Origin of the sequence: Novosphingobium rosa NBRC 15208, from assembly GCF_001598555.1 — a bacterium.
In the GTDB taxonomy this organism is placed as follows: Bacteria; Pseudomonadota; Alphaproteobacteria; order Sphingomonadales; family Sphingomonadaceae; genus Novosphingobium; species Novosphingobium rosa.
The window spans coordinates 1-19,606 of sequence record NZ_BCZE01000108.1 but is presented as its reverse complement, the minus strand read 5'-3'; the positions used below and the strand labels follow the sequence as shown (position 1 = coordinate 19,606).

The 19,606-nt window shown below is 64.9% G+C and carries 16 protein-coding genes and 2 pseudogenes; 8 read left to right on the top strand and 10 right to left on the bottom strand.

Annotation, left to right across the window (positions count from 1 at the left end; all coding sequences use genetic code 11):
- The 4 genes and pseudogenes from SR3_RS31990 to SR3_RS27765 all read left to right on the top strand — a co-directional run.
- A pseudogene (locus SR3_RS31990) lies at positions 1–194 on the top strand (hypothetical protein); the annotation flags it as partial.
- Positions 195–303: 109 nt separating this feature from the next.
- Positions 304–1,617, top strand: a complete 1,314-nt coding sequence (locus tag SR3_RS27775) for an MFS transporter (RefSeq protein WP_084455994.1) — start codon at positions 304–306, stop codon at positions 1,615–1,617.
- Positions 1,618–1,753: 136 nt separating this feature from the next.
- Positions 1,754–3,448, top strand: a complete 1,695-nt coding sequence (locus tag SR3_RS27770; protein ID WP_169805727.1) for a DcaP family trimeric outer membrane transporter — start codon at positions 1,754–1,756, stop codon at positions 3,446–3,448.
- Positions 3,449–3,545: 97 nt separating this feature from the next.
- Positions 3,546–4,490 carry a BKACE family enzyme gene (locus SR3_RS27765; protein WP_068093780.1) on the top strand — a complete coding sequence of 315 codons (945 nt, stop codon included), beginning with the start codon at positions 3,546–3,548 and terminating at the stop codon, positions 4,488–4,490.
- A gap of 2 nt (positions 4,491–4,492) precedes the next feature.
- Here SR3_RS27765 and SR3_RS27760 read toward each other — a convergent pair whose 3' ends face one another.
- Positions 4,493–5,410 (bottom strand): LysR family transcriptional regulator, encoded by a 918-nt coding sequence (locus SR3_RS27760; RefSeq protein WP_245654135.1) that lies wholly within the window; start codon positions 5,408–5,410, stop codon positions 4,493–4,495.
- 111 nt (positions 5,411–5,521) lie between these two features.
- On the opposite strand from SR3_RS27760, the gene SR3_RS27755 reads away from it, so the two are divergent.
- Genes SR3_RS27755 through SR3_RS27745 form a run of 3 tightly spaced genes read left to right on the top strand, consistent with a single transcriptional unit; the run spans position 5,522 to position 9,283 of the window.
- Positions 5,522–6,679, top strand: coding sequence for an iron-containing alcohol dehydrogenase (locus SR3_RS27755; RefSeq protein ID WP_068093776.1), 1,158 nt, complete (start codon positions 5,522–5,524; stop codon positions 6,677–6,679).
- 32 nt (positions 6,680–6,711) lie between these two features.
- On the top strand, positions 6,712–8,214 hold the full coding sequence (locus SR3_RS27750; protein WP_407668220.1) for a CoA-acylating methylmalonate-semialdehyde dehydrogenase: 1,503 nt from the start codon (positions 6,712–6,714) through the stop codon (positions 8,212–8,214).
- Between the two features lie 10 nt (positions 8,215–8,224).
- Entirely contained in the window at positions 8,225–9,283 is a 1,059-nt protein-coding gene (locus tag SR3_RS27745; protein ID WP_068093771.1) for an enoyl-CoA hydratase/isomerase family protein, read from the top strand.
- 136 nt (positions 9,284–9,419) lie between these two features.
- On the opposite strand, the pseudogene SR3_RS27740 reads toward SR3_RS27745, so the two are convergent.
- The 8 genes and pseudogenes from SR3_RS27740 to SR3_RS27705 form a co-directional block, all read right to left on the bottom strand.
- Positions 9,420–9,880 (bottom strand): annotated as a pseudogene (locus SR3_RS27740) (IS5 family transposase); the annotation flags it as partial.
- A gap of 215 nt (positions 9,881–10,095) precedes the next feature.
- Positions 10,096–11,274: a lactonase family protein gene (locus SR3_RS27735; protein WP_174549210.1), complete on the bottom strand. Its 1,179-nt coding sequence runs from the start codon at positions 11,272–11,274 to the stop codon at positions 10,096–10,098.
- Positions 11,275–11,301: 27 nt separating this feature from the next.
- Positions 11,302–11,997 (bottom strand): FadR/GntR family transcriptional regulator, encoded by a 696-nt coding sequence (locus tag SR3_RS27730; protein WP_068093769.1) that lies wholly within the window; start codon positions 11,995–11,997, stop codon positions 11,302–11,304.
- A gap of 3 nt (positions 11,998–12,000) precedes the next feature.
- The gene (locus tag SR3_RS27725; RefSeq protein WP_068093768.1) at positions 12,001–13,344 is read right to left on the bottom strand and encodes a GntP family permease; all 1,344 of its coding nucleotides are present in this window, start codon (positions 13,342–13,344) and stop codon (positions 12,001–12,003) included.
- Positions 13,345–13,578: 234 nt separating this feature from the next.
- Positions 13,579–14,112 carry a GNAT family N-acetyltransferase gene (locus tag SR3_RS27720; protein ID WP_068093766.1) on the bottom strand — a complete coding sequence of 178 codons (534 nt, stop codon included), beginning with the start codon at positions 14,110–14,112 and terminating at the stop codon, positions 13,579–13,581.
- On the bottom strand, positions 14,109–15,146 hold the full coding sequence (locus SR3_RS27715) for a LacI family DNA-binding transcriptional regulator (RefSeq protein WP_068093764.1): 1,038 nt from the start codon (positions 15,144–15,146) through the stop codon (positions 14,109–14,111). Before SR3_RS27715 ends, SR3_RS27720 begins: the two co-directional genes overlap by 4 nt.
- A 105-nt stretch (positions 15,147–15,251) precedes the next feature.
- On the bottom strand, positions 15,252–16,286 hold the full coding sequence (gene mgrA, locus SR3_RS27710; protein WP_068093762.1) for an L-glyceraldehyde 3-phosphate reductase: 1,035 nt from the start codon (positions 16,284–16,286) through the stop codon (positions 15,252–15,254).
- 4 nt (positions 16,287–16,290) lie between these two features.
- Positions 16,291–16,710 carry a GlcG/HbpS family heme-binding protein gene (locus SR3_RS27705; protein WP_068093760.1) on the bottom strand — a complete coding sequence of 140 codons (420 nt, stop codon included), beginning with the start codon at positions 16,708–16,710 and terminating at the stop codon, positions 16,291–16,293.
- Positions 16,711–16,905: 195 nt separating this feature from the next.
- On the opposite strand from SR3_RS27705, the gene SR3_RS27700 reads away from it, so the two are divergent.
- Positions 16,906–19,386, top strand: a complete 2,481-nt coding sequence (locus SR3_RS27700) for a glycoside hydrolase family 3 protein (RefSeq protein WP_068093786.1) — start codon at positions 16,906–16,908, stop codon at positions 19,384–19,386.
- A gap of 3 nt (positions 19,387–19,389) precedes the next feature.
- On the opposite strand, the gene SR3_RS27695 is transcribed toward SR3_RS27700, so the two are convergent.
- Positions 19,390–19,606: amidohydrolase family protein (locus tag SR3_RS27695; RefSeq protein WP_169805726.1), on the bottom strand; the 217-nt coding region annotated here is incomplete at its 5' end.

Below are 19,606 nucleotides of genomic sequence, written 5' to 3'. Positions count from 1 at the left end.
CCGAGGCAATCCGCGCGATTGCCGAGGCGGGGCGGCGCCATCGCCGCACGGTCGGGCTTTTCGTGCCCAACACGGACAGCATCGCGGATATGATCGCGATGGGCATCACGGTTTTCGTCTGTGGTTCGGATCAGGGCATGATGCTGGGCAAGGCCAGGCAAGTGGCCGCCGATCTGGCCGCCATCGAACCTTAAATCGGCGCGGGGTGATCGGGGGCCAGCTGGCCCCCGATCTGTTTGCCGCCATCGGACGTCCAAAGAGACGCAGATGGCCAGAGGACACATCGGGGGAGAGGATTGAACAATGTTTGACTGGTTCCGAAACCTTGAAGGCGACGAGAAACGCACCCTTTATGCCTGCTTCGGCGGCTGGGCGGTGGATGCGCTCGACACGCAGATCTACAGCTTTCTCATCCCCACGCTGATCGCGGCGTGGCAATTGACCAAGGCGCAAGCCGGGCTGCTGGGCACGGGGGCGCTCATTTCCTCGGCGGTGGGGGGCTGGATCGCGGGCATGCTGTGCGATCGTATCGGCCGGGTGCGGGTGATGAAGCTGGCCATCGCCTGGTTTCTGGTTTTCACCATCCTGTGCGGCTTTGCCAATTCCTTCGAGCATCTCTTCATCGCCCGCGTGCTGTCGGGGATCGGCTTCGGCGGTGAATGGGCCGCCGGTGCGGTGCTGATGGGCGAGATCATTCGTCCGGAGTATCGCGGCAAGGCGGTCGGCACGGTGCAGAGCGCCTATGCCATCGGCTATGCTATCGCCGCGATCATGTCCTCGGTGCTGTTCGGGCTGATGGCGGCGGAATCGGCCTGGCGCTGGATGTTCTGGCTGGGCGTCTCGCCCGCGATCTTCGTCTTTCTGGCGCTGCGCGGTGTTAAGGAGCCTGCCGTCTATCTCGAAGCCAAGCGGGCCCGCGCCGCCAAAGGCGCCGAACATGCCAGCCCCTTCATGATCTTCCATCCCAGCGTGCTCAAGGTGACGGTGCTGACGGCCATTCTGGCGCTGGGGGTGCAGGCAGGCGGTTTCGCGGTGGGCATCTGGCTGCCCACGCTGCTCAAGACAGCGCATGGGCTGACCACGGTGCAGGTCGGCTACAACATGTTCATCTTCACCTTCGGATCGTTCGTCGGCTTTCTGACCGCGGCCTATCTCTGCGACGCCATCGGCCGCCGTCGCAACTTCCTGATCTTCACGCTGGCCAACTGGATCGCGATTCCCGCCTTCCTCTATATCCCCAGCGGTCAGGGCGGGCTCTATCTGCTGGATTTCCTGCTTGGTTTCGCCAGCCTGGGCATCTACAGCGCCCTGGGCCCCTATTTCACCGAACTGTTCCCCAGCGCGATCCGGGCGACCGGGCAGGGCTTCTCCTATAATTTCGGTCGCGGTGTGGGGGCCTTCTTCCCGACCGTGGTGGGCATGTTGAGCGGCGAGGGCGGCCTGTTCATGCTGCGCGATGCGATCGCGGTGATCGCTTGCAGCGCCTATATCTTCGTCGTGATCGCCATTGTGCTGCTGCCCGAGACGCGCGGCCGTGACCTGCGGGAAGCGCCCGACCTTGTACCGGCCACGGACGCGGAGAAGGCCGCCTATATGGCCAAGCCCAGCAGGAGCTGAACGGCAAAATATCCAGACAGTTGAAGCGGCTGGCCAAACAACCGCTTCGCCACCGACAACAAGAGCCGGAAGGTCGGTAGACCTCCGGAATGGCCCGATGTGCGCCGAGTGCAGGGTCGATCGAGAGGAGGGTGCCATGACAAAGAAGACGATTCTGGCAATGCGGTCCCTGGCGGCTGTGATGGTCATGACGATGCTTCCCGGCGTCGCCCATGGCGATGATATCAGCGAGATGCGGGCCCAGCTGACAGCCTTGACCGACGCCATGAAGCAGATGCAGGCCCATCAGACGGAGCTGGAAAAGCGGCTCGCGGAAAGCGAGGCGGCCCGCGCCGCATCGGCCCGCACCCCTGCGGCACAGGCGACAGCCGCGCCAACAGGTGTGCCCGCCCAGGGAGCATCGCAACAAACCCGGCTTGCGGCCCATCAGGCCACGCAGGGCAGCCCTGCTCCGGCAGCCTCGTCCGACCGCCCGATCCCCTCCGCTCAGGTCGCGGCAGCCGATGTGACCACGGCCCCGCCGGGCACCATCGCGCCCAATCCCTATTTCAGGAATGATCCCAGGGCGCCGGGCAAGGGCGCCAGTTTTCTGGTGCCGGGGCTCGACACCACGATCCACATCGGAGGCCTCATCAAGATCGATGCCTTCGACGATCTGTCCGGCGCCAATCTGAACGGCTGGCCGACCGATGGCGTCTCGATCCCGCTGTCGGGCACCACACAGGCCGCCCGCCAGCACAGCTTCTCGATGACCGCGCGGCAGACGCGCTTCAGCATCGGCAGCGAGACCCCCACCAAATTCGGCGTGCTGCGCTCCTTCCTCGAAGGCGATTTCTACGGCACGGGCGGCACGGCGCTGCTTACCAATTCGGCGGCGCTGCGTTTGCGGCATGCCTATTTCTCGCTGGGCAATGTCACCATCGGCCAGACCTGGTCGACCTTTTTCGACCTCGACGCCAGCCCGGAAACGCTGGACATGACCGGCCCCGTCGGCAATGCCTATGCCATCCGGCAGCCGCTGATCCGCTATCAGAAAAATCTGGGCAAGCGCTCGCAGTTGACCGTCAGCCTGGAAAATCCCGAGGGCGATTTCCTCGGTGCCGATCACACCGCGAACATTCCCGTCGGTTCGACGCTCAGCACCCGCGTGCTCAATCAGGTGCCGGACATTCTGGCCCGCTACACCTGGAAGAATGACCGCCTGCGTATCTCGGCGGCGGGTGTGGCGCGCAACATCAATCTGGACACCGGCGGCTCATCGCTGGCCTTCATCGACCGGCAGGGCGGTTTCAACTATGCCGGCAAGGCTTCGACCTGGGCCTTCGGAGGCCAGCTCGATGCGAAGCTCAAGACCTTCGGGGAAGACAGTTTCACGCTGCAGGCCAATGGCGGGCCGGGCATCGGCCGCTATATGATGATCCCGCAGGATGAAGCCTTCGCCATCGGCGTCGCCCCCTATGGCGCGGTCAATTCCAATCCGGGCAATGGTGCGGTGCTTGACCGCGATGGCCGGATGCGCACCATCTTCACCTATGGCGGCAGCGCCTGGTACCGCCACTATTGGAGCAAGACGATCCGCTCCAACCTGACCGTGGCCTATGAGCATATGGGCACGGCGGATGGCACCACGCCGATCAACTATCCCGACCGGCTCTCGACCGTTCACGCCAATGTGATCTGGAGCCCCTTGCCGCAGCTCGGCTTCGGTATCGAATATGTCCATGGCTATCTCGGGCTGCACGGGCAGACCGATGCCAACCGGCAGGCGGGCATCGGCGATCACGGCGTGATGAACCGCATCGTGCTCAGCGCGCAATACAATCTCTTCTGACCTTCATCGGCCTCTCATCGTTGCACGGTGTCGTTGAACTGTGCGGCGATGAGAGGCTGCCTTGTCCGTTTTTCCGTCGCTGCAAGTGAGAATGATGATGACCGCCCGCAAGATACACCCCCGCAAAGTGATCATATCCTGTGCCATCACCGGCGCCATCCACACCCCGTCGATGTCGCCCCATCTGCCGGTCACGCCGGAGGAGATCGGCCAGTCCGCTCTGCAAGCGGCGGAGGCCGGGGCGGCCATCGTCCACCTCCACGCGCGTGATCCGGAAACCGGCAAGCCCGATCAGCGGCCCGAGGCCTTCCTGCCTTTCCTCAAGACGATCAGCCAGGCCAGCGATGTGGTGATCAACCTCACCAGTGGCGGCAATCCGGCGATGCTGGTGGAGGAGCGGATCAGGCCCGCTGCCCAACTGCGCCCGGAGGTTGCCAGCCTCAACATGGGGTCGATCAACTTCGGGCTGTTCCCGATGCTGAAACGGTTCAGGGACTTCAAGCATGATTGGGAGAAGCCTTACCTTGAAAACTCGGATGATCTGATTTTCCGCAACACCTTCAGGGACATCGCCTATGCTCTTGAGCAATGCGGTGAGGCCGGAACCCGCTTCGAGTTCGAATGCTATGACATCGGGCATCTCTACAATCTGGCCCATTTCATCGACCGTGGCCTGGTGAAGCCGCCCTTCTTCGTCCAGAGTGTGTTCGGCATTCTGGGCGGGATCGGCCAGCATCCAGAAGACATCCAGCATATGCACCGCACGGCCACGCGCCTGCTGGGTGACGATTTGCGCTGGTCGGTGCTGGGGGCGGGCCGGATGCAGATGCAGATCGCGGCCATGTCGGCGGCGATGGGAGGTCATGTTCGCGTCGGGCTGGAAGACAGCCTGTGGATCGGGCCGGGCGAACTGGCGCGCTCCAACGCCGAGCAGGTCACCAGGGTACGCCAGATCATCGAGGGGCTGGGCCTGTCCGTCGCCACGCCCGATGAGGCGCGCGACATTCTGGAACTCAAAGGCGCGGATCAGGTGTCCTTCTGACGTCAGGCAGGAGGTGCAAGCCCGTCGAAGAACGGTCCCGCCTCCTCCAACAGGCCGCGCAGGAAGCGCTGCGTCAGCCGCACCTGCGCGGTTTCCGCCATATCGGCATCGGCGACCATCCAGTAGGTCCGGGTGAGCGAGACCTCCTCGGGCAGCACCGGCACCAGATCGGGCGCCGTCCGTGCGACATAGGCGGGTAACACGCATAGACCGAAGCCCGCCACCGTGGCGGCCAGCTGGGCGTGAAGGCTGCTGTTCTGGATGCGCGGCCGCAAATGCGGCCGGATCTCCGGAAGATAGTTCAGCGCGCGCGTGAAGATCAGATCGTCGACATAGCCGATGAACATGTGATCTCCCAGATCCTCGCGGGAGCGGATCGGAGCGGCCGAAGCGAGGTAGGACCGCGATCCATAGACATAAAGCCGGTAATCGGTCAGGCGCTCCTCGACGAAATTGCCGTTGGGCGGCAGGGTCATGGTGATCGCCACATCCGCCTCGCGGCGCGACAGCGCGACGATCTGCTGGATCGTGATCATCTCCACCGCAAGCCGGGGATGGGCCGCCGCCAGCGCGCCGATCCGCGAGGCCAGAAAGAAATTGCCGAAGCCTTCGGGCGTGCTGATCCGGATGGCGCCGGTCAGCCCCTGTTGCTGCCCGGCGGCGGTTTCCTCGATCCTGACAGCTTCGGCTTCCATGGCGCTTGCCATGCTCAGCAAGGTCTCGCCGTGCTGGGTGAGGTTGTAGCCGCGCGGATTGCGCTCGAACAGCTTGAGCCCCAGCGAAGCTTCCAGCGCGCTGATGCGGCGGCCCACCGTGGCATGATCGGTGCCTGTCCGCCGCCCCGCCAGCGAGATCGTGCGTGAGCGCGCCACGGCCAGAAAGAAGCGAAGGTCGTTCCAGTTGAAAGGTTGCGTCATCATCTGTGCATTATTGCACAGAATTTGCGCAAACTCTCTCATATTCGTGCCGAACTGCCGATGCTACCAGACGTCATCCGGCGCCCAGAGGCCGGAAACAAGGAGAGGCCATTCATGTCCGCCATTTTCCTGCCGCGCGCCATGCGGATCGGCGCGAGCGCGCTCAACGAACTGCCCGCCGCCCTCGCCCAGTTGGGGCTGAGGGCACCGGCGATCCTCACCGATGCCTTTCTGGCCGGTTCGGGCGCGCTGGACCGGCTGCTGGCTGTCCTGACGGAAGCCGGGATGACGGCGCGGGCCTATGGCGAGGTGATCCCCGATCCCACCGTGGCCTCGGTCGATGCGGCGGTCGCTTTCGTGGCGGCGGGCGTGCATGATTGCATCATCGGCTTTGGCGGCGGCAGCCCCATCGACACGGCCAAGGCGGTCTCCATCCTCGTCGCGCGGGGCGGCACGATGCGCGAGCGCAAGGCGCCGCATCAGGAAAATGCACCCGGTCTGCCGATCATCGCCATTCCCACCACGGCGGGCACCGGATCGGAAGCGACGCGCTTCACCATCATCACCGACGAAACCAATGACGAGAAGATGCTCTGCGCCGGGCTGGCCTATCTGCCCACGCTGGCCATCGTCGATTACGAACTGACGCTCACCAAGCCGCTGCGCCTCACCGCCGACACCGGGATCGATGCGCTGACGCATGCCATCGAGGCCTATGTCTCGAAACTCGCCAACCCGTTTTCCGATGGCATGGCGATGGCCGCGATGCGCGCCATCTGGCCCAACCTGCGCCGCGTTTGCGAAGCGCCGGATGATCGCGCCGCGCGCGAGGCGATGATGGTCGGTTCGCTGCAGGCCGGGATCGCCTTTTCCAACGCTTCGGTCGCGCTGGTGCATGGCATGAGCCGCCCGATCGGCGCACATTTCCATGTGGCGCATGGCCTGTCGAACGCGATGCTGCTGCCTGCCGTTACGGCGTGGTCGGCACCTGCGGCGCTCACCCGCTATGCCGATTGCGCCCGCGCCATGGGCCTTGCCGAAGCGGGCGAGGGCGATCAGGCGGCGGTCAGCCGTCTGGTCGAGGCGTTGCGCGATGTGAACCGCGATCTCTCGGTCCCCACGCCCAAAAGCTATGGCATCGATGAGGCGCGCTGGACCCAGCTGCTGCCCCTGATGGCGGAGCAGGCGCTGGCCTCGGGCTCGCCCGGCAACAACCCCCGCGTTCCCGATGCCGAGGCGATCCAGACGCTCTACCGCGAAGCCTGGGCCTGACACATTTCCCTTTCTTTTTGCAGGAGTTTTCCGTGCCCGATCTTGCTTTTATCGATCACGTTATCCGGGGCCGCGCGTCCATGACCCCCGAAACCCAATCCGCCGTGTTCAACCCGGCGACCGGTGAGGTCAGCGCGCAGCTTGCTCTGGGCGGTGCCACGGAGGTTAACGCTGCGGTCAAGGCGGCGCTCGATGCTTTTCCGGCCTGGGCCGCCACCCCCCCGCATGTCCGCGCCCGCGTGCTGTTCCGCTTCCGCGACCTGATCGAACGCGATCTCGACCGGCTGGCGGCGATGATCACCGCCGAGCATGGCAAGGTGCATTCCGACGCCAAGGGGGAGTTGATCCGGGGCCTCGAAGTGGTCGAGTTCGCCTGCGGTATCCCGCAGGTGCTCAAGGGTGAATTCTCCGAGCAGGTGGGCAACAGCATCGATGCCGTATCGTTCCGCCAGCCGCTGGGTGTGGTGGCCGGGATCACGCCGTTCAACTTTCCGGCGATGGTGCCGATGTGGATGTTCCCGGTGGCGCTGGCCTGCGGCAACGCCTTTATTCTGAAGCCCTCCGAGCGTGATCCCAGCCTGGCCAATGAAATGGCCGCTCTGCTGGCCAGGGCGGGCTTGCCCGATGGGCTGTTCCAGGTGGTGCATGGCGGCAAGCCGGTGGTGGATGCGCTGCTCGATCACCCGGGCGTCGAGGCGGTGTCTTTCGTGGGCTCCACGCCGATTGCCGAATATGTCCATCGCCGGGGCACGGCTGCGGGCAAGCGCGTGCAGGCGCTGGGCGGCGCGAAGAACCACATGATCGTGATGCCCGACGCCGATCTCGACAAGGCGGTCGATGCGCTGATGGGCGCGGCTTACGGTTCGGCGGGCGAACGCTGCATGGCGATTTCGGTTGCGGTGCCGGTGGGGCAGGCCACCGCCGATGCGCTGATCGAGAAGCTGGCGCCCAGGGTGCGCCAGCTCAAGGTCGGCCCGGGCACCGATCCGGAGGCCGAAATGGGCCCGCTGGTGACGCGCGAGCATGCCGACAAGGTGCTTGGCTACATCGACACCGGCCTTGCCGAGGGCGCGCAGCTGGTGGTCGATGGGCGCGATCTCAGGATCCAGGGTTATGAGCAAGGCTTCTTCGTCGGCGGCACGCTGTTCGACCGGGTGACGCCCGAGATGCGCATCTATCGCGAGGAAATTTTCGGCCCGGTGCTCTCCGTGGTGCGGACGGAGAGCTTCGATGAGGCGCTGGATCTCATCAACACGCATGAATTCGGCAATGGCACGGCCCTGTTCACGCGCGACGGAGACACCGCCCAGGCTTTCCTGAGCCAGGTGCGCGCGGGGATGGTCGGGGTGAATGTGCCGATCCCCGTGCCGATGGCCTTCCATTCTTTTGGCGGCTGGAAGCGATCGTTGTTTGGCGACCACCACATGCATGGGCCCGAGGGTGTCCGTTTCTACACCCGCCTGAAAACGGCAACGTTGCGCTGGCCCAAAGGCATCCGCTCGGGCGCGGAATTCGTCATGCCGACGCTGAAATAAGGGGGCAATCATGGCTGAAGATCTGGTGCAATCGGCTGTCGAAGGGCGGCTGGGGATCATCACGCTCAACCGTCCCAAGGCGCTGAATGCGTTGAATCTGGCGATGGTCGAGCAAATCGATGCGGTGCTGGCGGGGTGGGAAACCGATCCTGCGATCGATGCGGTGCTGATCCGCAGCGCGGTCGAGCGGGCCTTTTGTGCGGGCGGGGATGTTCGCTCGATCGGGATCCTGCCCGAGGCTGGCGAGCGGGAGGCGCTGGCGCGCGCCTTCTTCGGCACCGAATATCGCCTCAATCACCGCATCAACCGCTTTCCCAAGCCTTACATCGCCTTGATCAACGGAATTGCCATGGGCGGTGGCCTCGGCCTGTCCATCCATGGTTCCCACCGCATCGTCAGCGAGACGGTCCGGATGGCCATGCCTGAAACCGTGCTGGGCCTGTTCCCGGATGTGGGGGGCACATGGTTCCTGCATCGCTGCCCCGGTGCGGTGGGGCGCTATCTGGCGCTGATCGGTCCGCAGATCGGCGCGGCCGATGCCTTGGCGGCGGGTTTGGCCACGCATCATGTGCCGGGCACGTCCTTTCCGGCTCTGATCGCTGATCTTGTCGGCATGCTCAGGATTGACGAAGCCGTGCTGGAGGCCATCATCGCGCGCCATGCCACAGTGCCTGAGCAAGGGGCGCTCGCCGCGCGGATCGCTGACATCGACCGGCTGTTCGGCGTGAGCGACCTTGACCTGCTGGTCGAAGGCATCAGGGCGGAAGCGCCTTCGGAGATATGGGTTGCCGAGGCGGCCGGCGTTCTGGAACGCGCCTCCCCGACGAGCCTGAAAGTGACGTGGCAGCGCATGATCGATGGCGCCGGGCAAACGATCGAGCGCGTCCTGCAGGATGATTACCGGATTGCGGTGCGCATCGTGCAGAACCATGATTTCGTCGAGGGCGTTCGGGCCATTTTGGTTGATAAGGATCATGCGCCTGAGTGGTGTCCGGCGCAAATCGCGGACGTCAAGGAGGCCGATATCGAAGGATTGCTTGCTCCCTTGGAAGACGAGCTTCCACTGTGAAAGTCTTGATGGATTTAAAATACGTGGGTGAGAGGTTTACTTGAGCTAGTTGGTGGCAAATTCTCTTGCGGCCGCGCGGAGTTGTAAATTTATCGACACTAGACAGGAAGCCATCGTTAGGCTCAGGACGCGCTAATCACACTGAGAAAGGCACGGTGGCGGTGAGCGCAAGGGCGGAGAAGAAGGCGGTGGCGCAGCGATCATAGCGGGTCGCGACGCGGCGCCAGTCGTTGAGGCGGCCAAACATGATCTCGATGCGGTTGCGGCGCTTGTATCGGCGTCTGTCGTATTTGACTGGAAAGGAAAGCGATTTCCGGCCCGGAATGCAGGGCTTGATGCCCCTTTGCTCGAGTGCGTCCCGGAACCACTCGGCGTCATAGCCCCGGTCGGCGAGCATCCACTGTGCCTTGGGTCAATCATCGAGCAAAGCCGCCGCGCCGGTATAATCGCTGATCTGGCCGACCGTGATGAAGAAACTCAAGGGGCTCCGGCTTTCTTGGCGGACAGGCCTTCCATCATCCGGGTGAACACGCCCATCTCACCCCAGCGCAGCCCGCTCCGATTGACGAAAATGATCTCGCTCAGCACCCGCCAATCAATGGGGCCTTTTACGGGTCAAAATGCCAGCGACATCTACTGTGTGACAGTTCCATGGAGCATCAGCCTGCCGTCACCTGTCATTCCTCCCGTCCATGGCGTGCGAACGCGATCGAACCGCGCCTGGCCGGGTGAGCAGATGCGGCTCTGACGCGCGGCTGAGTGCATGGGTTTCCCCATCCCGGGTGAAAGCCAGAGGCGACACCCGCGCCGACCTATTGCACGATGACGATGTCCGAAGGCTGATCGATGGGCAGCGTCTGCACCGTCTCGCCGATCACGCCCGTCTCGGGCGCGCGGCGCAGCACCACCACGGCGTGGCTGTGCTGATTGGCGACCAGCACGAAGCGGCCATCATCGGAAAAGGCGAATTCGCGCGGCTCCTCGCCCTCGACAGAGCGGCGGTCGATCTGCCGCAGCGCGCCATCGGTGGGCGAAACGGCGAAGCTGACCAGCTGATTGTCCGTTCCGCGATCGGTCACGGTCAGGAAGCGCCCGTCGGGCGAGAGGTGAAGCGCGCCCGCGCCCACCTTGCCCTGAAAACCGGCGGGCGCCAGCGGCAGGGTCTGGCGCAGCGTCAGGTGTCCTTCGGCGTAATCCAGCACCGCGACCTGTCCTGCCATTTCCAGCGTCAGATAGGCCTGCCTGCCGTTGGGCGAAAAGACCAGATGGCGTGGGCCGGAGCCGGGGGGCAGCGCGACAAAGGGCTGATCCTTCACGGCGGAGAGCGGTGCCTCGGGCCGGGCGGGGTCGTAGCGATAGACATAGATCCGGTCCGCCCCCAGATCCTGCGCGAAGAGGAAGCGGCCATCGGGCGAGGACACCGCCGAATGGACATGGGGGCTGGCCTGCCGCTCGGGATTGACCATGCTGGCGCGGTGAGTCTTGATCTGGGTGACCGGTTGCAGCCGGCCATCACCCGCCACCGGCAGCACGGCCAGCGTGCCGCCCGGATCGCTCGACACCGCATAATTGGCCACGAACAGCGCCTTGCCATCCTTGCTCAGGCTGGCGTGGGTGGGTTCGCTGCCCAGCGAGGAGGTGCGGTTGAGGAAGGTCAGCCGCCCTGTTGTTGCATCCAGCGCAAAGGCGGAAACGCGGCCCACCGGATCGCGCTGCCCCTCGCCATTCTCATCGACGGCATAGAGGAAGCGATGGTCATGAGACAGCGTCAGCCATGAGGGGTTCTCGGCCGGGGTGATCTGCACGGGTGTGGGGGCGATCCGCCCCGTCTGCTCGTCGAAACGATAGAGGTAGATGCCCTTGCTCTGGCCGCCGGTGTAGGTGCCGATCAGCAGGGGCACGGATGCGGCAAGGGCGGGCGTGGCGATGGCGGCCATGGCGGCGATGGTGATGGCGGGGGCGGCGATCAGGCTTTTGATCTTCGGGGTCATCGGATTATCCTGCAGAAGGAACAGCGTTCAGGCAATGGGGGTCAGGCGGCGGCGGCCTTGCGACAGGTGCCAGCGCATGGTCAGCGCGGCGCGTTCGCCGTCACGCAGATGGATGGCCTCCACGATCTCCTCATGCTCGCTCAGCATGGTGCGGATGATCTCGGGCGGGCGCGAGCGGGCAATGTCCACGCCCGCCCGCATGATCTGCCCGGTGCCATGCGCCAGCGCATCGAAAGCCGCGACAAAGGCGATGTTGCCCGAGGCGACCATGATCGCGCGATGCAGCGCCATATCCTCGCCATCGGCGCTCTGGCCGGAGAGCAGCGCTTGTTTCAGGGCGTCGAGGCAGGCCATGATCCCGGCCATATCCTCCAGCCCGTGGCGCAAAGCGGCAAGGCGCGCGGCCTCCGGTTCGAGGACGAAGCGCACCTCATAAGTGCCGAAGGCTGCGGCGATCTCGTCGAGGGGCAGGTGCCGGGCCAGCAACCGGTCCGGCCGCCGCGTGACATAGGAGCCCGAACCGACCCGCGCCTGTGTCAGCCCGTCCGATTGCAGGCGGGCCAGCGCCTCGCGGATGATCGCGCGCGAGACGCCCAACCGCTCGGCCAGATGGGTTTCGGAGGGAAGGCGCGCGCCCAGCTGCAGGTCTTCCGAGACGATCAGCTGAACGATGCCCGCATAAGCTTCATCGGCAAGGCGGCGCGGTCTGGGTGGCTGGGTCATGGGCTATGTCACCATGGCCAGAGCCAGCACGATCAGCAAGCCCATGATGGAAATGACCGTCTCCAGCACCGACCATGTGCGGAAAGTGTCGCGCGTCGAGGTGCCCAGAAAGCTTTTCACCAGCCAGAACCCCGGATCGTTGACATGCGAGAGAAACACCGATCCCGCCCCGATGGCCAGCACGAAGAGCGAGCGGTCCACGCCCTGATGCGCCACCACGCCCGCCATGATCCCCGACGCCGAAATGGTGGCGACCGTGGCCGATCCCGTCGCCACGCGGATGGCGGCGGCCACCAGCCATGCCACCAGCAGCGGCGACATCAGCTCCAGCGCGGCGAGGCGCGAAAACAGCGCGGGCAGGCCGATGGAGATCAGCACCTGCTTGAGCGCGCCGCCGCCGCCAATGCTCAGCAGCGTGCTGCCGGCCGGGATCATGGCCTCGCGCCAGATGGTTGCCTGAAGCGCGGCATTGGCGATCTGCCTGCCCAGCAGCAGCGGCAGGGCCAGCAGGTTGGTGATGAGCAGGGCCATCGCCGGATCGGAGACCAGCAGGATGATCTGCGCGGTTTGCGATGCGGGGGCCATATCGCCCAGCTTCAGCCACATGCCGGAAGTGATCAGCGCCACCGGTAGCAGCAGCGTGGCCAGCGCGGCCCAGACCGGGGGCGTTTCCTCAAGGGCCGGGGCCAGAACCTCCATGCCCGCGGTTTCAGGCGAGATCCTTGCGGTGGTGAAGTGGGCCAGCAGCGGCCCGGCGATCAGCGCGGTGGGGATGGCGGCCAGCAGGCCATAGCCCATTGTCGGCAGAAGCTGGGCATGCAGCTCATGAATGGCGATCAGCGGGCCGGGATGAGGCGGCACCAGCGCATGCAGCACCGACAGGCCAGCCAGCGTGGAGAGCATCACCTTCAATTGCAGCCTGCGATCTCCGCCCGAGCCGCTCATGCTGGCGGCGATCCCCGGCAGCAGCAGGATCACGCCGGTCTCGAAGAACAGCGGCGTGCCGATCAGAAAGGCGGCCAGCAGCCCGCCCAGCGCGGCATGGCGCTGGCCCGTCAGGCGCAGGGCCCGGCTCGCCAGCGCCTGAGCGCCGCCCGACACCTGCAGGATCGCGCTGAGGCCAAGGCCGAGGGCCACCACCAAACCGGTGCTGCCAAGGATATCGGCAAAGCCTTTCTCGATATCGGCGATCACCTGTGCGGGGTGGAGGGCAGAGGCAAGCCCGATCACGCTGGCGCTGGTCAGCAGGCCGATGAAGGGATGCAGGCCAAGTCTGGCGATCAGCAGGATCGCGATGGCGATGCCGATACAGCTGGTCGCGATCAGGTAGCAATCCGCTCCATTCATCAGGCATCTCTCTGGGTGTGGATGTTATGATTGGGGTTGTTGGAGACCTCATATCTGTCAGACAGAAATTTGTCCATCGGGCATAATTCGGCCCTTTATGTGTAAATCTGTCTGATCGATTTCCTCGGTGACAGCAAAGCAGAGGATTTGTGAGGCCAAGCTTGCCCATGCCGGGAAACCGGTATCGTCATTTGGGCAGGCGCTCGGCTGGGGAGCGGGGGGTGGAGCACCGAATCAGGTTCGGGCAGACCATTCCTCGGCCAGCAGGCCGTAGATCAGGGAATCGCGCAGGCCGATATGGGTGTGCCATTCGGCCCGCAGGCGGCCCTCCAGCGTGAAGCCCAGCCTGGTGAGCAGCGCAACCGAGGGCCGATTGTCCGGATCGACATCGGCGAAAATGCGCCTGTGCCCTTCGGCGAACAATTGCGCGATCAGCAGGGCGAGGGCTTCGCGCGCATAGCCATGGCCTTGCGCATCCTTGGCCAGCAGGTAGCCGATCTCGGCCACGCCTTCACGCTTGCGGCCCGAGGACAGCATGCCGATGGCCCGATCCTCGCCCGCCTTGACGATCGCCCATGAGCGCCAGTGCGAGGCATCGTCCGGGGCGAAAGTCTCGCGCAAGTCCTCGACAGTCCCGAAGGGCGCGCGAGACCACCAGCGCATCGCCTCCGGATCGGCCATGGTGGGGAACAGCGCCTCGGCGTCGGACGGGCGGCGCGGGCGCAGGGCAAGGCGCTGTCCCGAAGGTGTTGGCGAGGCTTGCGTCACGCTTTGCCCTTCTGGCGGAGCGGGGCGGTGCTTTTGCGGATGATCAGGCGATGCGGCAGGATTTCCGTCAGCTGCTCCGCATCCTCGGGATGGTCGAGGGCGTGCAGCAGTTGCTTCGCCGTGCGCTCCCCCACCTCACGCGTGGGTTGCGCCACGGTGGAAAGCGGCGGATTGGCGGTGGCGGCATAGATCGTATCGTCGAAGCCCATCACGGAGAGGTCTTCCGGCACGCTGATGCCCAGTTGCGCCGCGACGCTCATGGCGCCCAGTGCGATATCGTCATTGGCGCAGAACAGGGCGGTGGGGCGTTCGGGGCGCCCAAGCAGGCGGTGCGCTGCGGCGATGCCGCCCTGAATGCTCAGATCGCCATGCAGGATGCGCGCGGAGGGGGCGGCGCAGCCCGCCTGCGCCATGGCCTCGGCAAAACCACGCTCACGGTCGAGGGTGATCGGCGAATCCTTCTCTCCGGAAATGAAGGCGATCTCGCGATGGCCCATATCGAGCAGATAGGTGGTGGCATCGAAGGCGGCGCGGTGATTGTCGATATGCACGCTGGGCAGATCGGCCAGATCGGCGCTGACCGGCTCCAGCCCGATCACCACTGGCAGGCGCGGCTGGTGATCGAAGCCGCCGATCAGCCGAGGATCGAAGGTGGGGGAGGCGCAGAGCAGGATGACCCCCACCACCTGCTTGGCCACCAGCAGATCGATAAAGCGGGCATGGCCCTGCGCCTCGGCGCGCGATTCCATCAGGATCACCGAAAAGCGGCTGCCCAGCACGCCGCGTATGCCGTCGAGAATGTTGGAAAAGATGCTGGCGCCCACATTATGGACCACCACCAGCACGATGTCGCTCTGCCCGCGCCGGAAGTTCTGGGCCAGCAGATTGGGGCGATAGCCGATGTCCTCGATCACCTTGCGCACCCGGGCCAGCGTCTTCTTGTCCACATTCTCCGGCTGGTTCAGGCAGCGGGAGACCGTGCTGTTTGAAACGCCGGCAAGCCGGGCGACCTGGACGATCGTGGGTTTGGCCACATCACATTCCTCAATTGCGGGCCGCCTCATGTGCCGAACCGGGCGCGATGGCAATCTAAACCATGGGCCGGACGGATCGCTTGCATGATCCGTCCGGCCTGTGGGTCAAAGCGTGGAGGAAATCTTCCACAGATCGATGTTGCCCTCCTGCGCGTGGCGGTCGATCCGGGCCAGTTCTTCCGGCGAGAAGTCCAGCCTGTCGAGCGAGCGCAGCGTGTCGGACAGCTGCTCGACGGTGCGCGCGCCCACCAGCGCGGAGGTGACGCGCGGATCGCGCAGCACCCAGGCAATCGCCATCTGCGCCAAGGTCTGGCCGCGCTCCTTGGCGATCTCGTTCAGCGCCCTGATCCGTTCGATGTTGTCGGGGGTGATAAGCGACTGGCTGAGCGATCCGGCTTTGGCGGCGCGCGCATCCTCGGGCACGCCGTTCAGATATTTGGTGGTCAGCATGCCTTGCGCCAGCGGTGAAAAGGCGATGCAGCCGGTGCCCAGATCCTCCAGCGTGCCGAGCAGTTCGTCCTCGATCCAGCGGTTGAGCATGGAATAGCTGGGCTGATGGATCAGCAGCGGCACCTTGTGCTCGGCCAGAATGGCGGCGGCCTGGCGCGTCAGCTGGGGCGAGTAGCTGGAAATGCCCACATACAGCGCCTTGCCCTGCTGATGTAGCGTGGCCAGCGCGCCCATGGTCTCTTCCAGCGGCGTTTCGGGATCGACGCGGTGCGAATAGAAGATGTCGACATAATCGACCCCCATGCGCTTGAGGCTCTGGTCGCAGGAGGCGATGAGATATTTGCGCGAGCCGCCGATATCGCCATAAGGCCCCGGCCACATATCCCAGCCAGCCTTGGTGGAGATCACCAGCTCGTCGCGATGGGCGCGGAAGTCGGTGGCCATCACCCGGCCGAAGTTTTCCTCGGCGGAACCATAGGGCGGGCCGTAATTGTTGGCGAGGTCGAAATGGGTGATGCCATGGTCGAAGGCATGGCGCAGCATGGCGCGGGCATTTTCGAACACATCGTCACCACCGAAATTCTGCCACAGACCCAGCGAAATCGCGGGCAGCTTCAGGCCCGAGCGGCCGCAGCGGCGGTAAGGCATGCTTTCATAGCGGGTAGGGGCGGCGGTGTAGGGAGGGTTCATAGGATCAATCCAGTCGGTTCAGAATGGCGGAAACGCCGATATCGGCAATGGCAAGGTCTTCCTCGCCCGACAGGCCGCTGATCGCGACCGCGCCAAGGCAGGTTCCCTGATGAAGCACCGGCACGCCGCCGTCCCAGCCGACATAGCGCGCGTCGCCGTGGTAATGCACGTCATCGCCGGTGGATTTGGTGTCGCGCCCCACATCGCCGGTGGGGCGGCCCAGGCGCGCGGCGGTATAGGCCTTGTTCTGGGCGATGGCGACCGGGGCCAGGCCGCAACCATCGGTGCGCCACAGGGCCAGCAGCTCGCCGTGATTGTCGGCCACGGCCACCACGGCATCGTCGCCACGGCGTTGCAGCTCCTGCAGGCAGGCGTCGAGCGCGATGCGCGCCTCGGCCTCTCCCAGTGATCTCGACAGTTTCACGCGGCATTCTCCTGTGTGGTAACGTTGCCATTGATATCGGCGATCAGCGTTTCAGGCAATCGCCCAGGATCGTTAAGTAGGTGTGAGAATTCGTATGGCAACGTTGCCATCATCTCTAGGCAAGCTGCATCAGCCCATGTTAGGCGAGCGCAAGAACGGGCCAGACAGGCCCCACCCATCCGGAGAGAGTTGAACATGGCCAGCAGCCCCGCCCGCATTGCGTCCCGTCTTGCTCTGGTGCTGGCCCTTTGCGCGGGCACGGCCCATGCGCAGGCTCCCGCGCCGCGTCCCGCCGCCACGCCGGTCCACCCCGATCTCTGGCCTCAGGCGCGCTCGCCCATCGGGCTCGATCCGGCCATGGAGGCGAAGATCGGCGGTATCATTGCGCAGATGACTCTGGAGGAGAAGGTGGGGCAGGTGCTCCAGCCCGAAATCCGCTGGATCACGCCCGAGGAGGTGCGCGATTACCATATCGGCAGCATCGAGAATGGCGGCGGCTCCTTCCCGCAGGGCAACAAGCATGCCGCGCTGAAGGACTGGACGGATATGATCGAGGCCTATTGGCAGGCCTCGGTCGATCCACGCGCCAATCACGCCACGCGCATTCCGCTGATGTGGGCGTCTGACGCGGTGCATGGCCATAACAATGTGCTGGGCGCCACGCTGTTTCCGCATAACATCGGCCTTGGCGCCGCGCATGATCCCGATCTGCTGCGCCGCATCGGCGCGGTGACGGCAGAAGAGGTGCGCTCCACCGGCATGGACTGGGCCTTTGCCCCCACCATCGCTGTGGCCCGTAACGACCGCTGGGGCCGCACCTATGAAAGCTATTCCGAAGACCCCAAGATCGTCTCGCAATATGCCGGGGCCATCGTGGAGGGGCTGGAAGGCAAGGGCGCGACTTTCCTGAACAAGGACCATGTGCTGGCCACCGCCAAGCACTTTCTGGGCGACGGATCGACTCAGAATGGCCGCGATCAGGGCAATTCGCTGGTGTCCGAAGAGGAGCTGAGCAAGGTCGATGCCGCCGGTTATGTCTCGGCCATCGATGCGGGCGCGCAGACGGTGATGGCCTCCTACAGCAGCTGGCACGGCACCAAGATGCATGAGAACAAGGCGCTCCTGACCGATGTGCTGAAAATGCGCATGGGCTTCGATGGGTTGATCATCGGCGACTGGAACGCTCATTCGCAGATCCCGGGCTGCACGCTGTCGGATTGTTCGATTGCCTTCAACGCGGGCGTCGATGTGTTCAACGTGCCCACCGACTGGAAGGCGCTCTACGGCAATATGATCCGCGAGGTGCAGTTGGGCGAGATCCCGATGGCCCGGCTGGAGGATGCCGTGCGCCGCGTGCTGCGCGTCAAATTCCGCGCCGGGATCATCGAGGAAGCGAGCCCGGCAGAGCGCCCGAACACGCTCAAGCCCCTCGGCACGCCCGATCATCGCGAAGTGGCGCGCGAGGCGGTGCGGGAATCGCTGGTGCTGCTGAAGAACAACCGCGCTTTGCTGCCGATCCGCCCCGGCGCGCATATCCTGGTCGCGGGTGAGGGCGCCGACAACATTGCCATGCAGGCGGGCGGCTGGACGCTCTCATGGCAGGGCAATGACAATGGGCCGGGCGAATTCCCCGGCGCCACCTCGCTTTACACCGGCATCCGTCAGGCGGTGGAGGCAGCGGGCGGCAGCGCGACGCTCTCGCCGGATGGTTCATTCACCGCAAAGCCCGATGTCGCCATCGTGGTCTTTGGTGAGACGCCTTATGCCGAATATATGGGCGACCAGACCGATGTGGCGCTGCATCACGGTAACAATGAAAGCCTTGCGCTGCTGAAAAGCCTGAAGGCGCGCGGCGTGCCCACCGTGGCCGTGCTGCTGAGCGGCAGGCCGCTCTATGTGAACCCGCAGATCAACCAGGCCGATGCCTTTGTCGCCGCCTTCCTGCCGGGCTCGGAGGGTGCGGGGTTGGCCGATGTGCTGATCGCCGGGAAGGACGGCAAGCCGCGCCATGACTTCCGGGGCAAGCTCAGCTTCTCATGGCCCAAGCGCCCGGATCAGACGCCGCTCAATGTGGGGCAGGCGGGTTATGATCCGCAATTCGCCTATGGCTTTGGCCTCAGCTATGCTGCTCCCGCCCGCACCCCGTTGCTGCCGGAGGTGGCCTCCACTGTGAACTATGGCGATCGTGGCGTTTATTTCACCAAGGGCACCTTCTGGAACGGTTATGGCCTGAAGCTGGAGGGTGCGGGCGTATCCTCGGTTGCCTATGCCGGCAAGCCGGTGAGCGCGGGCGCCACCCCCAGCCCGCGCGACCCGCAAGCCGTCCATCTGGCGTGGAGCGGCAAGAGCGCAGGCGGCTTCAGCATCGCGGCGGCCACGCCATCCGATCTCTCGCGAGAGGCCAATGGCTCGATGATGGTCAGCCTGACGCTGGATGTGGCGCAGGCACCCTCCGCGCCGGTGCAGCTGGTGGTGGGGGGCATCTCGCTTCCCATCGGCCCCATGCTGCATGCCGGGGCCAATCATTTCGAGATCCCGCTGCCCTGCTTCAAGGGCGCGGATTTCAACAGCGTCAGCCCGCTGCTGACTCTGCGCACGGACGGCAAGCTGGATATGGATCTGCAGGACGCCCGTCTGGTGGAGAACAAGGCTGCGGTCGCCTGCCCCGGGGGCTGATGCTCAGCGGGCTGGCAATGCGTAGACCCGCCTTGCGTTCCGGAAAAAGAACTTGTCCTTCGCGGCGCTGGATTTGCCGGAAGCATAGGCCTGGGCCAGCCCCACCACCTGAGGCAGGGCAGCGACGCTGTCCGACTGCGGATAGTCGCTGCCGAAGATCACCCGGTCTTCGCCGAAGATGGTGGTGAGGCTGTCGAGCCTGTCGCGATAGGCGGGCAGG

Bases quoted from the DNA above. Each gene is read 5' to 3' on its own strand.
- SR3_RS27775 (WP_084455994.1), top strand. From the start codon at position 304: ATGTTTGACTGGTTCCGAAACCTTGAAGGCGACGAGAAACGCACCCTT.
- SR3_RS27770 (WP_169805727.1), top strand. From the start codon at position 1,754: ATGACAAAGAAGACGATTCTGGCAATGCGGTCCCTGGCGGCTGTGATG.
- SR3_RS27765 (WP_068093780.1), top strand. From the start codon at position 3,546: ATGACCGCCCGCAAGATACACCCCCGCAAAGTGATCATATCCTGTGCC.
- SR3_RS27760 (WP_245654135.1), bottom strand. From the start codon at position 5,410: ATGATGACGCAACCTTTCAACTGGAACGACCTTCGCTTCTTTCTGGCC.
- SR3_RS27755 (WP_068093776.1), top strand. From the start codon at position 5,522: ATGTCCGCCATTTTCCTGCCGCGCGCCATGCGGATCGGCGCGAGCGCG.
- SR3_RS27745 (WP_068093771.1), top strand. From the start codon at position 8,225: ATGGCTGAAGATCTGGTGCAATCGGCTGTCGAAGGGCGGCTGGGGATC.
- SR3_RS27735 (WP_174549210.1), bottom strand. From the start codon at position 11,274: ATGACCCCGAAGATCAAAAGCCTGATCGCCGCCCCCGCCATCACCATC.
- SR3_RS27730 (WP_068093769.1), bottom strand. From the start codon at position 11,997: ATGACCCAGCCACCCAGACCGCGCCGCCTTGCCGATGAAGCTTATGCG.
- SR3_RS27725 (WP_068093768.1), bottom strand. From the start codon at position 13,344: ATGAATGGAGCGGATTGCTACCTGATCGCGACCAGCTGTATCGGCATC.
- mgrA (WP_068093762.1), bottom strand. From the start codon at position 16,286: ATGAACCCTCCCTACACCGCCGCCCCTACCCGCTATGAAAGCATGCCT.
- SR3_RS27700 (WP_068093786.1), top strand. From the start codon at position 16,906: ATGGCCAGCAGCCCCGCCCGCATTGCGTCCCGTCTTGCTCTGGTGCTG.